9 protein-coding genes and 3 tRNA genes are annotated in these 15,511 nt (G+C 58.4%); 6 read left to right on the top strand and 6 right to left on the bottom strand.

Annotated elements, in window-relative coordinates:
* Window positions 1–181: 181 nt before the first annotated feature.
* Entirely contained in the window at window positions 182–1,387 is a 1,206-nt protein-coding gene (csdA, locus tag ACSVHP_RS08165) for a cysteine desulfurase CsdA (RefSeq protein ID WP_447551592.1), read from the top strand.
* Complete coding sequence (gene csdE / locus ACSVHP_RS08160; RefSeq protein WP_417313731.1) at window positions 1,387–1,833, top strand: cysteine desulfurase sulfur acceptor subunit CsdE; 447 nt, start codon at window positions 1,387–1,389, stop codon at window positions 1,831–1,833. Before csdA ends, csdE begins: the two co-directional genes overlap by 1 nt.
* On the opposite strand, the gene tcdA is transcribed toward csdE, so the two are convergent.
* Both tcdA and mltA read right to left on the bottom strand, forming a co-directional pair.
* Complete coding sequence (gene tcdA / locus ACSVHP_RS08155; RefSeq protein ID WP_234671026.1) at window positions 1,824–2,630, bottom strand: tRNA cyclic N6-threonylcarbamoyladenosine(37) synthase TcdA; 807 nt, start codon at window positions 2,628–2,630, stop codon at window positions 1,824–1,826. The two genes, csdE and tcdA, sit on opposite strands and share 10 nt — an antisense overlap.
* A gap of 77 nt (window positions 2,631–2,707) precedes the next feature.
* Window positions 2,708–3,805, bottom strand: coding sequence for a murein transglycosylase A (gene mltA, locus ACSVHP_RS08150; protein ID WP_234671024.1), 1,098 nt, complete (start codon window positions 3,803–3,805; stop codon window positions 2,708–2,710).
* 208 nt (window positions 3,806–4,013) lie between these two features.
* On the opposite strand from mltA, the gene ACSVHP_RS08145 reads away from it, so the two are divergent.
* The 3 genes from ACSVHP_RS08145 to ACSVHP_RS08135 all read left to right on the top strand — a co-directional run bounded on the left by ACSVHP_RS08145 (window position 4,014) and on the right by ACSVHP_RS08135 (window position 4,311).
* Window positions 4,014–4,090: transfer RNA gene (locus ACSVHP_RS08145), tRNA-Met, on the top strand.
* A gap of 34 nt (window positions 4,091–4,124) precedes the next feature.
* A tRNA-Met gene (locus tag ACSVHP_RS08140) sits at window positions 4,125–4,201 on the top strand.
* A 33-nt stretch (window positions 4,202–4,234) separates the two neighbouring features.
* Window positions 4,235–4,311: transfer RNA gene (locus ACSVHP_RS08135), tRNA-Met, on the top strand.
* Between the two features lie 86 nt (window positions 4,312–4,397).
* Here ACSVHP_RS08135 and amiC read toward each other — a convergent pair.
* Window positions 4,398–5,651 carry an N-acetylmuramoyl-L-alanine amidase AmiC gene (gene amiC / locus ACSVHP_RS08130; protein ID WP_234671014.1) on the bottom strand — a complete coding sequence of 418 codons (1,254 nt, stop codon included), beginning with the start codon at window positions 5,649–5,651 and terminating at the stop codon, window positions 4,398–4,400.
* A 225-nt stretch (window positions 5,652–5,876) separates the two neighbouring features.
* Here amiC and argA point away from each other — a divergent pair, with 225 nt between their 5' ends.
* The gene (gene argA, locus ACSVHP_RS08125; protein WP_447551590.1) at window positions 5,877–7,208 is read left to right on the top strand and encodes an amino-acid N-acetyltransferase; all 1,332 of its coding nucleotides are present in this window, start codon (window positions 5,877–5,879) and stop codon (window positions 7,206–7,208) included.
* A 34-nt stretch (window positions 7,209–7,242) separates the two neighbouring features.
* Here the strand turns inward: argA and recD are convergent, their stop codons facing one another.
* Genes recD through ptrA form a run of 3 tightly spaced genes read right to left on the bottom strand, consistent with a single transcriptional unit; the run spans window position 7,243 to window position 15,478 of the window.
* Window positions 7,243–9,060 (bottom strand): exodeoxyribonuclease V subunit alpha, encoded by a 1,818-nt coding sequence (gene recD, locus ACSVHP_RS08120; protein ID WP_447551588.1) that lies wholly within the window; start codon window positions 9,058–9,060, stop codon window positions 7,243–7,245.
* Complete coding sequence (gene recB / locus ACSVHP_RS08115) at window positions 9,057–12,599, bottom strand: exodeoxyribonuclease V subunit beta (protein ID WP_447551587.1); 3,543 nt, start codon at window positions 12,597–12,599, stop codon at window positions 9,057–9,059. The genes recD and recB overlap by 4 nt, the downstream gene beginning before the upstream one ends.
* A complete protein-coding gene (gene ptrA / locus ACSVHP_RS08110) occupies window positions 12,596–15,478 on the bottom strand; it encodes a pitrilysin (RefSeq protein ID WP_447551585.1) in 2,883 nt (960 codons plus the stop codon). The genes recB and ptrA overlap by 4 nt, the downstream gene beginning before the upstream one ends.
* Window positions 15,479–15,511 lie beyond the last annotated feature (33 nt).

The raw sequence follows: 15,511 nt of genomic DNA, 5'->3' as shown, positions 1-15,511 counted from the left end.
TTTAGCAATTAATGCTATTCAAACCTCGATTTATAACAGGCTAAAACATCCGCCTAACACTATTTAGCATAACCTGCTTTTCCGAGGTCGCCAGTATATGCAGACGAATCCGATAGATATGAACCTCCTTGCCCTGGCGGAGAAATTGCGCGACGATCGCCTTATCGATATGAGGAACTCCATGAACGCATTCAGTCCCGCGCAGTTTCGCGCGCAGTTTCCGGCTCTTGCCGACGCCGGTATTTACCTCGACAGCGCCGCTACGGCCCTGAAGCCGCAGGCGGTTATCGACGCCACGCAGCAGTTCTACAGCCTGAGCGCCGGTAATGTTCACCGCAGCCAGTTTGCCGAAGCGCAGCGCTTGACGGCGCGCTACGAAGCCGCACGCGAGCAGGTCGCGCGTCTGCTGAATGCCGAAAGCGGTAAAAACATCGTCTGGACGCGCGGCACGACGGAGGCCATCAACATGGTGGCCCAGTGCTACGCCAGACCGCGCCTGCAAGCGGGTGATGAGATCGTCGTCAGCGAGGCCGAGCATCACGCGAATCTGGTTCCCTGGCTGATGGTCGCTGAGCAGACCGGCTCGCGCGTGGTCAAGCTGCCGCTGGGTAGCGATTGCCTGCCCGACGTGTCGCGTTTACCTGAGCTAATTACCCCCCGCAGCAAGATTCTGGCGCTAGGCCAGATGTCCAACGTGACCGGCGGCTGCCCGGATCTCGTCCGCGCCATCGACATCGCTCATGCGAACAATATGGTGGTTATGGTCGACGGCGCGCAGGGCGTGGTGCATTTTCCGGCCGACGTACAAAAACTGGATATCGACTTTTACGCCTTCTCAGGACACAAACTCTACGGACCGACCGGCATCGGCGCGCTGTATGGCAAGGCTGAACTGCTGGCTGAAATGACCCCGTGGCTGGGCGGCGGCAAGATGATTACCGAAGTGACCTTCGACGGCTTTAAAACGCAGGATGTCCCCTATCGCCTGGAGGCGGGCACGCCGAACGTCGCTGGCGTGATAGGTCTCAGCGCGGCGCTGGAGTGGCTTGCTGAAACGGACATCGCGCAGGCCGAAACCTGGAGCCGCGGGCTGGCAACGCTCGCCGAAGAAGAACTCAAAAAGCGCCCGGGTTTCCGGTCGTTCCGCGTACAGGATTCCAGCCTGTTAGCGTTTGATTTTGACGGGGTTCATCACAGCGACATGGTGACGTTGCTTGCTGAATACGGTATCGCCCTGCGAGCCGGGCAGCACTGCGCACAGCCGCTCCTCGCCGCACTCGGCGTTAGCGGAACGCTGCGCGCCTCGTTCGCGCCGTACAACACCAAAAGCGATGTCGACGCGCTGATTGCCGCCGTTGACCGCGCCCTTGAACTGCTGGTGGATTAATGACAAGCCCAACACTCGCCGGACACCCGTTCGGCACCGTTATCACCGAAGAGAGTCTCAGACAGACCTTCGGCCCCCTGACGCAGTGGGAAGATAAGTATCGCCAGCTGATTATGCTGGGCAAGCAGCTTCCGGCCCTGTCTGACGAACTGAAGGCGCAGGCGAAAGAGATCCCCGGATGTGAGAATCGCGTCTGGCTGGGATTTAGCCTGTCCGGCGAGAAGATGCATTTCTTTGGCGACAGCGAGGGGCGGATTGTTCGCGGCCTGCTGGCGGTACTGCTGACCGCGATTGAGGGAAAGCGCGCCGACGAGCTGCTGGCACACTCCCCTCTGGCGCTGTTCGATGAGCTGGGCCTGCGCGGGCAGCTTAGCGCCTCACGCAGCCAGGGATTAAGCGCGCTGAGCGACGCGGTACTGGACGCCGCGCGTCAGGCTCAGGCCTGACGTTCCGCTTTCGCCATCATCTTTTTCAGGGCGTGAGACACCGCCACAAAGCCGAAGGAGGCGGTCACCATCGTGGCCGCGCCGAATCCCGAGGCGCAGTCCATGCGCTTTGGCCCTTCCGCCGTACTTTTCATCGCACACACAGAGCCGTCCGCCTGCGGATAGACCAGCGCTTCGGTTGAAAACACGCAGTCTACGCCGAGCTTGCCTTTGCTGTTTTTCACCACGTTGAAGTCGCTCTTTAAGCGCTCGCGCAGCTTCGCCGCCAGCGGATCCTGAATGGTTTTCGCCAGATCGGCGACCTGGATCTGTGTCGGGTCGATCTGCCCGCCCGCGCCGCCGGTCGTTACCAGAGGCACCTTATAACGACGGCAGTACGCGATCAGCGCCGCTTTTGGACGTACGCTGTCGATGGCGTCAATCACGTAGCTGTAGCCTTTGCTCATGTACTCGGCGACGTTATCGGCCGTCACAAAGTCATCAATGACCGTCACCCGGCATTCGGGGTTTATCTGGCGAATACGCTCGGCCATGACCTCGGATTTCGCCAGCCCGACGCTGTCGCGCAGGGCGTGGATTTGCCTGTTAGTGTTCGTCACGCAGACATCATCCATATCAATCAACGTGATTGCGCCAATGCCGGTACGGGCCAGCGCCTCTGCCGCCCATGAGCCGACGCCGCCGATCCCCACCACGCACACGTGCGCCTCCGCAAACAGTTGCAGCGCTTTTTCACCATATAAACGTGCCGTGCCGCCAAAGCGCTGACGCCACGCATCGCTGATTACCACAGACATAAAACCTCAGATGTAAAAAGGGTGAGGTTATCCCTCACCCTGAAAATTAATCCGTTATTGCACTCAGAATACCATAATCAGCCGCTGAATACGTTCCCGCTGTTGGCTGCGGTTTTCAGCACCCAGACGCGTCCGTAGTGGTTATACCAGCCCGCGCGGTGCCCGGCATCCGGGCCAATGCCCTGATAAATATCGAAGTGTTGGCCTTTGATGGCGCCACCTACGTCCAGCGCCACCATCAGGCGCAGCTCGTACTGGCCGCTGAACTTACCGTTGTTATCCAGCAGCGGCACTTCTGCCAGCAGCGTTGTCCCGGCCGGAATAATGGAGCGGTCAGACGCCACGGAAGCGCGACCAATCAGCGGAACGGCGCTCGCCCCTTTCACCGGCGCAAAGTTTTGCGGTTTAAAGAAGACGAACGACGGGTTCTGCTCCAGCAGCTCGCGCACTTCGGCTTCGCTGTGCTTTTCGCCCCACTCGCGGATCGCCTGCATCGACATGTCTTCTTTTTTCACTTCGCCGCGGTCAATCAGCACTTTGCCGATGCTGCGGTAAGCATGGCCGTTTTTGCCGGAATAGCTGAAGAAGTTAAGCGGCGAACCGTCACCGTAATCAATATAGCCACTGCCCTGCACGTCCATGATGAAGTTATCCATCAGCGAGTTGCTGTAGGCAAGGACGTAGTTTTCGCTCAGCGCACCGGAGTAAATCTCGGCGCGGGACGGCAGACGACCGCGTTTTGGCGGCATCCGGTAAATAGGATACTGGAACTCACCCTGGCGGGTATGTCGCGCCTGGATAACCGGGGTGTAATAGCCGGTGAACTGGACGTTACCGTAGTTATCCGCCCCTTCCATCTGCCAGGCGTCGATCCCAAACTGGCGCATATTGCGCGTGTCGCCGCCCGCGCGCAGCCAGTTCTGCACCGCGCTATAAACGTCGTTCTGCGAGCCATACAGGCGCGGCGACGCGTTGCGGATCTGGTAGACCTGCTCGGAGAAATCACCGGCGTTGATGGGTGCACCTACGGCATCAGGCTGGTTAACTAAAGAGAAAGGCTGGGATAATTTCCCGTCTTTATACTGTTGACCGCGATCGGTCGGTTTGGAAGAGCAGGCCGCCAGAATAGCGACCATTGCGCCCGTCATTAGATACTTCGCCCAACGTCCTTTCATTATATCTCGTCTTTTAGTTGCCCATTTCCGCGTGATGAAGATAACAAACCGCCCGTTCTAATGAAATGCGATCGCATGCCCTTTGGCAAATTTTGCGCAAAAAACGCTCCAAAGGCGGCAATACCGTTCAATTTACAGACAAAATAAGGATTTGTGTAAAAAAGGGGTTGCATCACAAACCTATCCGAGTATAGTGCGCTTCCACGGACGCGGGGTGGAGCAGCCTGGTAGCTCGTCGGGCTCATAACCCGAAGGTCGTCGGTTCAAATCCGGCCCCCGCAACCAATTAAAATTTGAAGAAGTAGAAGCAGTACGGTGACGCGGGGTGGAGCAGCCTGGTAGCTCGTCGGGCTCATAACCCGAAGGTCGTCGGTTCAAATCCGGCCTCCGCAACCAATCAAATTTGAAAAAGTAGAAGCAGTACGGTGACGCGGGGTGGAGCAGCCTGGTAGCTCGTCGGGCTCATAACCCGAAGGTCGTCGGTTCAAATCCGGCCCCCGCAACCAATACTTCTTAAAACAATAAACACCCTGACGGGTGTTTTTTTGTATCTGACGTTTGTGAATTTGCCGGGTTTCCCCGGCGTCTGCCTCTACCCTCTTCGGGCAAGCGTTGCCCCGTCCGAGAAATAGGCCTTTATTCCCGCCAGAATTGACTCTGCCACTTCCTGCTGGAATTTCGCCGTCTTGAGCTTACGCTCCTCTTCCACGTTACTGATAAACGCCGTTTCCACCAGGATAGACGGGATATCTGGCGCTTTCAGCACCGCAAAACCCGCCTGCTCGACGCTGTTCTTGTGCAGCTTGTTGATGTTGCCAAGCTTGCCCAGAACCGCTTTACCAAATTTCAGGCTGTCGGTGATGGTCAGGGACTGCACCATATCGAACATGGTGTGATCGACGTAGCGATCGCCGCTTTTACTCACGCCGCCAATCAGGTCAGAGGCGTTCTGGGAATCTGCAAGCAAACGCGCGGCGGTACTGGTCGCCCCTTTCGTTGATAGTGCAAACACCGATGACCCGCTCGGCTGACGGCTGGTGAAGGCATCGGCGTGGATAGACACAAACAGGTCTGCGCGCTGTTTTTGCGCCTTCGCGACGCGCACCTTCAGCGGAATGAAGATATCTTCGTTACGCGTCATGTAGGCGCGCATATTGCCTTCTCTGTCGATAAGGGCCTTCAGGCGACGCGCGATTTGCAGCACCACGTCTTTTTCGCGCGTGTGGTACTTCCCGACCGCACCGGAGTCCTCCCCGCCGTGCCCGGGATCGAGCATGATCACGATTGGGCGATCGCGCCCGGCTTTGCCCGGCTTCGGGCCGCTTTGCGCTGGCGGAACCTGGCGCTGAAGATCCCCTTTGTTGTAATCCTCAAGCAGCGCCAGCAGCGGATCCTGAATATCCGTGGCGTTTGACGGATAGAGATCCATCACCAGACGCTCTTTAAACGTCGCGACGGGCGCAAGGGCGAACAGCTGCGGCTTAACGTTCTGCTTAAGCTCAAACACCATTCGCACGGTCTGCGGATCAAACTGCCCGACGCGGGCGGATTTGATAAAGGGATCGTCGCCACGGATCTGTGCGCTCATTCCCTTCAGGACGGAGTTCAGGTTAACACCTTCGAGATCGACCACGACGCGTTCCGGGTTACTCAGGGCAAATTGCTTATATTTCAGCACCCGATTGGATTCTACCGTCACGCGCGTATAGGTCGACGACGGCCAGACACGCACCGCGACCACCTGGCTGACGGCAGCGAATGCAACCTGACTGACGCTAAGCAACCACATTGCCCCGGCACCCTGTAACAGGCGGCGGCGGCTTATTGCTGATTTGGATCCCGACATGCTTCTCCCGAGCAAGAAATCAAATTGATATTCAAAAAGGCCAAATGACCGAAAACTTTAACGAATGACGCATAAACTGTCATCTATAAAAGGGTAAACATTCGCGGCTTAACGCACAGATAACTTATCTTTTTCTGTGCTTCGCAGAAAATTTAGGCTTGCACGCGCGGCGTTAATCGAATAAAAATACAGAAATTACGAATAAACATTCATTAAGGTTGTGTCATGGTGAAGGAACGTAGAACCGAACTGGTCCAGGGATTCCGCCATTCTGTTCCCTATATCAACGCCCATCGGGGAAAAACCTTTGTCATCATGCTGGGCGGTGAGGCCATCGAGCATGAAAACTTTTCCAGTATTGTCAACGACATAGGCCTGCTGCACAGCCTGGGCATTCGCCTGGTCGTGGTCTACGGCGCTCGTCCGCAAATCGATGCCAATCTGGAAGCGCATCACCATGAACCGATTTATCACAAAAATACCCGCGTAACCGATGCCAAAACGCTCGAACTGGTCAAGCAGGCCGCCGGGCTGTTGCAGCTGGATATTACCGCGCGCCTGTCAATGAGCCTCAACAACACCCCGCTTCAGGGGGCGCACATTAACGTGGTCAGCGGCAACTTCATTATCGCCCAGCCCCTCGGCGTGGACGACGGCGTGGACTATTGCCACAGCGGGCGTATTCGTCGTATCGATGAAGAGGCGATCCACCGCCAGCTGGACAGCGGCGCCATTGTGCTGATGGGGCCGGTGGCGGTTTCCGTAACGGGCGAAAGCTTTAACCTCACCTCCGAAGAGATCGCCACCCAGCTGGCAATCAAGCTTAAGGCGGAAAAGATGATTGGCTTTTGCTCCTCTCAGGGCGTGGTCAACGATGAAGGAGTGATCGTGCCGGAACTCTTCCCGAACGAGGCCCAGGCGCGAGTTGAAGCGCTCGAAGCCGAAGGCGATTACTACTCCGGTACGGTGCGTTTTCTGCGTGGGGCGGTAAAAGCCTGCCGCAGCGGCGTGCGCCGTAGCCACCTGATCAGTTACCAGGAAGACGGCGCGCTGTTGCAGGAATTATTCTCCCGCGACGGTATCGGCACGCAGATCGTGATGGAGAGCGCCGAGCAGATCCGTCGCGCTACCATCAACGATATTGGCGGCATTCTGGAGCTTATTCGTCCGCTGGAGCAGCAGGGCATTCTGGTTCGCCGCTCCCGCGAGCAGCTGGAAATGGAGATCGACAAATTCACCATCATTGAGCGCGACAACCTGACCATTGCCTGCGCCGCTCTGTATCCGTTCCCTGAAGAGAAGATCGGTGAAATGGCCTGCGTTGCCGTTCATCCGGACTATCGCAGCTCGTCGCGCGGTGAGATGCTGCTTGAGCGCGTGGCCGCCCAGGCGCGTCAGATTGGGCTTAGCAAGCTGTTCGTGCTCACCACGCGCAGCATTCACTGGTTCCAGGAACGCGGGTTTACGCCGGTGGACATTGATTCGCTGCCGGAAAGCAAAAAAGAGATGTACAACTATCAGCGCCGCTCAAAGGTGCTGATGGCCGACCTGGGATAATGTGCAGCCCTCACCTTTGCGTGAGGGCTGTTGCCTATTGCGCTTCGAAAATAGCGCTTAGTCCGCTGCGCCGCTCCGTTCGGGTGGCAATCGCCTGCACCAGAATACGTTCATCGGCGTACAGCGAGAGCCGCTGACGCGCGCGGGTAATGGCGGTGTAAATCAGTTCACGGGTGACGACCGGTGAAAGCTGCGTTGGCAGGATCAGCGCCGCATGGTTGAACTCAGAGCCCTGCGATTTATGCACCGTCATCGCCCACGCCGTATCGTGCTCCGGCAGACGGCTTGGCTGGACGGACTTCACGCTGCCATCCGGCATCAGGAACCACGCGCGCAGCCCCTGCCCCCTGTCGAGCGCGATACCAATATCACCGTTAAACAGCCCCAGCGCGCTATCGTTACGCGAGATCATCACCGGACGCCCCTCATACCAGCGGGCGTGCTGCGCACGGGTGATCCTGCGCTTTTGCAGCATAACCTGCTCAAGGCGTTCATTAAGGCCAGCCACCCCAAACGGGCCTTCTCTCAGGGCGCACAGAAGCTGATAGTCACCGAACGCGGCAATCACCTGCTCCGGCGCGCTTTGCTGCTGCACGCTCGTCAGAAAATGGTGATACCCCGCGAGGGCATCATCGAGCATGGCCTGATACTCTTCCCCGCTTTGCAGCGATTTTTTCTCGATATCGGCAAACGCGCCGCTAAACACGGTACGCGTCGCGTTGCGATCGCCCCGGTTAACGGCGGCGGCAAGCTGACCAATCCCGGAATCACTGCCAAAACGGTAGCTTTTTTGCAGCAGACAAAGGCTGTCGCGCAGCGCGCCCGCCAGGGGATTATCGTTGCCTTCCAGCGCGCATCCGGTCAGGCGCGCTAGCTCCTGCGCACGGCTTGCGGTGTAGCCCAGGCTTGCGTAGGTGCAGATATCCCCCAGCACCGCCCCGGCCTCAACGGAGGCGAGCTGATCGCGATCGCCCAGGAAGATTACGCGCGCATGGTCGGGCAGTGCCTCGATCAGGCGCGACATCATGGTGAGGTCGATCATTGACGCTTCGTCCACCACCAGCACGTCCAGATGCAGCGGATTACCGGCATGGTAGCGCAGGCGCTGGCTCCCGGGCTGTGCGCCAAGCAGGCGGTGTAGGGTGCTGGCTTCTTTCGGAAACAGCGCGAGCTGGGCGTCAGTGAGCGGCAGCTGCTGTATCGCGCCGCCTAAGGATTCGGTCAGACGCGCCGCAGCCTTTCCGGTCGGTGCCGCCAGGCGAATGCGGCAGCGCTGCTCACCTGAAAGCTGGATCAGCGCGGCGAGCAGTTTCGCCACCGTGGTTGTTTTTCCGGTGCCCGGTCCGCCCGAGATCACCGATATTCGCCGCGTCAGCGCCACGGCCGCCGCCACCTTTTGCCAGTCAACGGCCTCCTGCGAGGTAAACAGGCCGTCCAGCGTTTGCCGAACCCGCGTTTCATCGCAGGGGAGCGGCGCGTTGGCTTCGCTAAAATAGCGCGCCACGGTAAGCTCGTAGCGCCACAGACGGTTCAGGTAAAGCCGCCCGGCGGTCATAATCAGCGGCGTCGGGGTGCCGTCGTGGCTGACGGCGGGTGAATGCATGAAAACGGTATGCCAGTCCACCTCGCCCAGCAGATCAAAGCAGGGCTGAAGCGCAGACGGGGTTTTCTCATCGCAGACCAGACGCGAAAGCGGCAGGCAGACGTGCCCTTCTCCCGCATCCCTGCTGAGAATGGCCGCCGCAAGCATCACCGCGGGTTCTTCATTAGCAATCGTCAGCGCGAACTGCACGTCAATCTGGCGAAGCTGGCGCTGTTCGACGGCCTCAAGCAGCAGTTTCTGCATCGTCATACCGGCTCCTCCGTGCACATAGCAAATAGGTTATCCATTTTTTCAATCAGCGCCACGTCAGGGCGGGTGCTGAAAATACCCGACTGCGGATCGCTGGCATCCACGCCGCGCAGGAACAGGTAGATCACGCCGCCGAAATGGGTGTCATAGTCGTAGTCCGCAATGCGATGACGCAGGTAGCGGTGCAGCGCGAGAGTATAGAGCTGATACTGCAAATCGTAACGATGGGACTGCATCGCGCCAGCCATTGCCTGCTGCGTGTAGGCCTCGCTGGTTTCGCCCAGCCAGTTCGATTTGTAATCCAGCAGGTAGTAGCGCCCGTTATGGCGGAAGATAAGGTCGATAAAGCCCTTCAGCATCCCCTGAACCTGGCGGAAATTGAGCGGCGGCGCACCGGCAGAGAGCGGATCGTGGGCGCGGATAATGGCATCCAGCGCCTCCGCCTTAAGCGGGCTGGCGATGGGGAGGTAAAACTCCATCTCAACCTGCTTGTCTTTCGCCGTAAGCTGGTTCAGCGAGATGCCTTGCGGGGTCAGCGGCGCCTGCAAAATGGCGCTAATCCAGTCGGTCAGCACCGGCTGCCAGGACTCTTCGTAACCGCCCTTTTGCAGCATCTCCAGCACCCAGTCCGCCGAAACGGGCTGGGTAAAATCAAGCTCTTCGAACAGGCTGTGTAAAAACGTGCCGGGCGATGCCCCGCGCGGGAACTGGTGCGGCGTGAGCGCGGGTTCTGGCAGAATTTCACCCACCCCTGATGCATCGACGTCGAGCTTAGGCATCAGATCCAGCGCGATAGTCTGACCGTGCTGCTGCAAACCGGAATAGCTGGTGACGCGCCAGTCATCGACAAGGGTTCGGACGATCCTGCGCGCATCTAAATCCGGATCGCGCTGCTCGGGTATGTCCCAGCGCTGGCTATCCGGCTCGCCGGGGATGTGAAGCGCAACGTGCTCGCCGCACAGGGCATCCAGGCACTGGCGTAATCCGGCGGCGTCTTTCGGTTCGCCCTGCTGGATAAGCCGCCCCAGCGCGCTCAGGTGGAAGTCGGTCTCCCCGGCTTTTTCGCCCCGCCGACGGAACAGCGGCGCAACGCCCAGGCTGCAATGCCAGACGGAGCGGGTTAAGGCCACGTAGAGCAGACGCAAATCCTCCGCCAGACGCTCGGCTTCCGCCAGCTCCACGCTGGTATCGGCCTTACTGAGATCGAGCACCGCCTCGAAGGAGTCGCGATCGTGGTAAAACGCCTGGTCCTGCGCGCGGTAGTTGGCGATAAAGGGCAGCCAGACCAGCGGGTATTCCAGCCCTTTCGATTTGTGGATGGTGACAATCTGCACCAGGTGCTTGTCGCTCTCCAGGCGCATCTGCTGGCTTGATGAGTTGCTGTTCGGATCGGCAATGTGCTGCGCCAGCCAGCGCACCAGCGCGTGTTCACTCTCAAGCTGGGTGCCCGCCTCCTGCAACAGCTCGCTGATATGCAGAATATCGGTGATGCGCCGCTCCCCGCCTGGGGTTGCGAGCATATTTTCCGCAATACGCCGGTGGGCCATCAGCTCGCGCAGCATTGCCATCACGCCGCGTTTTTGCCAGCGCTCGCGATAATGGACAAACTCTTCAACCACCTTGTCCCAGGCGATCTCGTCATTATTAAGTAAATCGATATCCCGGGCGTTGAGCCCCAGCATCGAGCTTGCCAGCGCGCTGCGAAGCGTGCTTTCCCGCTCGGGTGATAGCACGGCCTGTAACAGCCAGAGCATCTCCTGGGCCTCCAGCGTGTCGAAAACGCTGTCGCGGTTCGACAGATAGACCGAGGGGATATTCAGCAAGGTCAGCGCATCGCGGATCAGCGCCGCTTCCTGACGGCTTCGCACCAGCACCGTGATATCCGAGGCCTTAACCGGGGAGGATTTATCCCCTTTCCACAGCAGCGCCTCACCGCGCGCACCGGCGCTAAGCCAGTCACGAATTTGCGCGGCGCAGTGCTGCGCCATCGCATTCTGGTAGTCGGCCACGCCGCAGCCTTCCCCTTCCAGCAGCCAGAAGCGCATGGCAGGCTGAAGCTCGCCGTTAAATTCAAAACGCAGATCGCTGTTTCGCGGCGCGGACTTCACCGGTAAAAAGGGAATCTCCCGGAACATAAAGGCGGCATCCATGCGCTCAAACAGCGCATTGACGCTGGCAACCATGCCGGGGGAGGAGCGCCAGTTGGTGTCGAGCGTGTAGTGCGCTTCAACCTCGCTGCGGGCCTTCATATAGGTGAAAATATCCGCGCCGCGGAAGGCGTAAATCGCCTGCTTCGGATCGCCAATCAGCAGTAGCGCCGTATCCGGCTGTTTGTGCCAGATGCGGCGGAAAATGCGGTATTGCTGGGGATCGGTATCCTGAAATTCGTCAATCATCGCCACCGGAAAACGGGTGCGGATAGCGCTTGCCAGGGCTTCACCGTTTTCACTGCGCAGCGCCGCGTCGAGGCGGCTCAGCATGTCGTCAAATCCCAGCTCGCCGCGACGGCGTTTTTCACGCGCCACGGTTTCGCGGATCTCCGCCATTGCGCGGGCGATCATCAGGTCGTTAAGCGTTAACGGCTCGTCCAGCAGGGCCTCGATGTCAACGAACAGCGGGTGCTCAGGAACAATCCCATCGGGTTTAGTTCGCTCGGTGAGGAAACGCTGGGAAAACTTCTCCAGCGCATCCGGCAGCTGATAGCCGCGAGTCTCTTCCTGCGCCCAGGCGCTGATCTTGTCGATCCACTTGCCCTGGTTGCCACGGTTGAATTTTTTCCTGTCGATGCCGGAGTTTTCGAGGATCGAGGCTATCTCGTCGACTGACGCGTTCCACTTTTGCTTCAGGGTCGCAATTTTGGCGACAATTTTTTCATGCCGCGAGGCGAGCGTTTCGTCAGCCGGAGGCGGTGATTTGATCGTCGGCGCTTCGCCCTGCAAATAGCGGTCAATCGCCCGCAGGAGATCTTCCGGGCCTTTCCATAACGCATGAACAGCTTCGGCAATATCGCGCGGCAGCGGGTAGCAATGGCGACGCCAGAAATCGGCGCAGGCCTGATAGCGCAGCTCGGATTCATCTTCGATGAGCTGGAGTTCAAACAGCATGCCGGATTCAAACGCGTTGAGGCTCAGCATTCGCTGGCAGAAACCGTGGATGGTGAAGACGGCGGCTTCATCCATCTGCCGTTCCGCCAGCAGCAGCCACTGGGCCGCCTGCTGTTTATCGGCAATTTCGTCAAGAAGGCGTGCGTAGAGAGGGTTATCCGTGCTCTGGCGCAGGCAGGCGATGCGCAGTTCATGGATATTGGCGCGAATACGGCCGCGCAGCTCGGCGGTGGCGGCTTCGGTGAAGGTCACCACCAGCAGCTCTTCCACGCTCAAGGGGCGTGAAAACGCCGCGTTTCCCCCCAGCCCCAGCAGCAGGCGAAGATAAAGCGCGGCAATGGTGAAGGTCTTTCCCGTTCCCGCTGAGGCTTCAATCAATCGTTCACCCTGTAACGGTAAACGTAAGGGATCAAGGGACTCAGCGGTATCGGTCATTCTTTCTTACTCCAGGGCATAGATTGCTGCAATGCACTGACGCTCTTCAAGACTTTCCAGCCGTTCGGATCGACGTATTCCGCTTTTCCGTTCTGGCTGCCGGAAACCTGCGACAGGATCGCGATCCCCTGCGGCTTAATTACCGCCTGATGGAAGAAATCGGCCACTTTCTGAGGCGTCAGCTGTTTTATTTCGGCCACTACTTTATCACGCGAATCGAAACGCATATTACCGCGATCGAAATCTTTGCTCAGCTGCGACGCCTCTTCACCCAGCGTCTGCGGCGCCTGCATAACCTGTGCGATAACGGCCTGCTGGATCTGGGCGAACTCTTCTGGCTTCATCGCGCGCAGTTTGGCTTCTGCCTGCGGGAAGAAGGCCTGATAGCGCTGCCAGAGATAGGCTGGCTGTTTGTCGCTGCTTTGCAGCAGGAAACCTAACCCCCACTGGCGCCCCACGTTCATCGAGAAGGCAAAGACCGCATAGCCAAGCTGCTCTTCGGTACGCAGCTGGTTATAGAACCACGGCTGGATAATCTGCCCGAGCACGGCGCTTTGGGCAGAGCTGGCAAATTCGTCGTACCCTGTCGGGACGAAGACAGCGGCCAGCGCGGAATCGGTGCTGGTGCCCGCCTTTTCAAAAATCACGTTCTGCTGTTTTTCCACCAGAACGTCCTGGTTACGACACCACTCATCTCCCTTTGAACCCAGCTGGGTACGCACGTTCTGCGCCAGCGTTTTGGCCTGTTCTTCATTCATATTCCCGACAATCAGGAACTCAGGGCGGGTGTTCGTTTTCAGTGAATTACGGTAGTCCAGCACCTCTTTCAGGGAAATTGACGGCAGAAGCGCGCGTCTGTCTTCACGCTGGAAATAGGGGATCTGCGACACCATTTGCGCAGGCATGATGGCCTGATCGTAGGCTTTGCCCTTCTCCGCCGAGTCCATCATCTGCGCGTACCAGGATTTGGCCTGCTCAAGCTGCTCTTCGGTTGGGGTGTAGCTGAAATAGCCCTCAAGCAGTGCCTGGAACAGCTGCGGCAGACGCTGGGTATAGCCGTTGGCGTTAACCATCAGCCCGTTATTGGCGTTGGTTGAGAAGCTAATGCCCCCGACTGCCGCCTGGTTGCTGAGCTGATCCAGCGCGATACCGGCCAGGTAGTCATTGAGCGCGAACAGCACCTGGTTTTTAGCGCTGTCCATCGCCTTAGGGTTGCGCAGCACAACGCTGACGTCCGCTTTTGGCTCGCTCGCAAAATAGCGGCTTGGGGCATAGACCACGCGCAGGGTGGGTTCATCCACAATAAGTTCCGGATGCGGATAGGCCTTTGCGGGCTTAATCAGCGAGAAATCATCCGGGATGTAGGGGTTCAGCTCTGGCAGCTTAAGGGCGATCTCGCCCGCTTTTTTCTGCCAGTCCGCGAAGGTTTGCTCGCTGATTTTATCGACCTGATACGGCGCGTCGACGAAGTAGGCCGTTTTGTTATGCGGCTCGTTCGGGCTGATGTACCAGACGCGCGCATTCTGCGGGGTCATCATCGCCAGACGCGCTTTTACCGCTTCGGCGTCGTAGTGGTCAGCGATATTGACCGCATCCAGGGTATGTTCCACCGGAACGCGGATCATGGTGTCGGCCAGCCACTCCACGTAGTCCATATCGCGGGTGATAGAGGGATAGCGGAAATCGAGATCCAGCACGTGCGCCAGCTCGTCGAAATAGCGTTTGTCGATGCCTTTGTCGCGCAGTAGCGACAGGTAGCTGAAGATGGCCGCGACCACTTCATCGCGGTGCGCCAGCCCTTTATCGGTCAGGGTGGCGGAAATCGCCAGCACGCCGCTGTTTCCGTTCACTACCGGGTCAGAGTCAGCGCGAATACCTTCCACCAGCCCCTGATTTTGCAGCCAGTCGGACAGCGTACCGGGACTGCGGTTACCGATAAGATAGGTGACCAGTTCATCGGTCTTGCTGCGGAACTGCGCCGTGTTGTTATCAATGCGGAATTCGACGCGCAATACTTTTCGCGGCAGAGCGGGCACGTAATGAATAACGATGCCTTTTTGCGCGTCGGTCACTACCGGCACGTCGATTTTCGGCACGGAAATGTTTTTATTCGGAACGCGGCCAAAGGTCTGCGCAGCCATGTTCGCCAGCTCTGGCAGCGGTTTGTTGCTGTAGATGACCGCTTTCATCAGGTTGGCCGAGTAGTATTTATCGCGAAACGCGTGCAGGGCATCCAGCACCGGGCTGTTGGGCTTGTCGCTCAGCGTTTCCAGATTACCGCCCGAGAAACGGGAGCCGGGGTGCGCCGGGTTGATGGTTTCAGCGCTGACCTGCGCCATACGCATTCCGTCACGGGTACGCGCCATCGTCAGCTCGGCGTTGACGGCGTTACGCTCGCGATCGGCATATTTTTTATCGAGAAGCGGTGCGGCGATGGCGTCCGCGAGGCGGTCAACCGCCCCTGCCAGCGCATCGTTTTCCACTTCAAGGTAAAACGCGGTGCGGTAAGGCGCGGTGCTGGCGTTGTGGCTGCCGCCGTGCATTTTCAGGAATTCGGACAGGCTATCCGGCTGCGGGTACTTTTTAGAACCCATCAGCGTCATATGTTCAAGATAGTGAGCAAGCCCCGGATGGGCTTCAGGATCTTCAAGCGACCCCACCGGCACCACCAGCGCGGAGAGCGATTTCACCGCCTGCGGATCGGAAACCAGCAGCACGGTCATCCCGTTATCCAGGCGAACGGCCTGATATTGGCGGGTATCTTTTTCGCTCTTACGGATAGTTTCCTGAATGGGTTGCCAACCGGAATCTGCCTGAGTGACGGGAGCCCAAAGGGCGACAAACAAAACTAACGCTTTGAAGAAGGTGCTGCCTGGCATTACGACCTCTTTATCACGGCTACATCATTAACA

It is taken from the genome of Enterobacter sp. 186315, assembly GCF_053290175.1.
Note: the sequence above shows the minus strand (reverse complement) of the source record. Positions and strands in the feature narration are given on the sequence as shown.

Bases quoted from the DNA above. Each gene is read 5' to 3' on its own strand.
- mltA (WP_234671024.1), bottom strand. From the start codon at position 3,805: ATGAAAGGACGTTGGGCGAAGTATCTAATGACGGGCGCAATGGTCGCT.
- ptrA (WP_447551585.1), bottom strand. From the start codon at position 15,478: ATGCCAGGCAGCACCTTCTTCAAAGCGTTAGTTTTGTTTGTCGCCCTT.
- csdA (WP_447551592.1), top strand. From the start codon at position 182: ATGAACGCATTCAGTCCCGCGCAGTTTCGCGCGCAGTTTCCGGCTCTT.
- argA (WP_447551590.1), top strand. From the start codon at position 5,877: ATGGTGAAGGAACGTAGAACCGAACTGGTCCAGGGATTCCGCCATTCT.
- amiC (WP_234671014.1), bottom strand. From the start codon at position 5,651: ATGTCGGGATCCAAATCAGCAATAAGCCGCCGCCGCCTGTTACAGGGT.
- recD (WP_447551588.1), bottom strand. From the start codon at position 9,060: ATGACGATGCAGAAACTGCTGCTTGAGGCCGTCGAACAGCGCCAGCTT.
- recB (WP_447551587.1), bottom strand. From the start codon at position 12,599: ATGACCGATACCGCTGAGTCCCTTGATCCCTTACGTTTACCGTTACAG.
- csdE (WP_417313731.1), top strand. From the start codon at position 1,387: ATGACAAGCCCAACACTCGCCGGACACCCGTTCGGCACCGTTATCACC.
- tcdA (WP_234671026.1), bottom strand. From the start codon at position 2,630: ATGTCTGTGGTAATCAGCGATGCGTGGCGTCAGCGCTTTGGCGGCACG.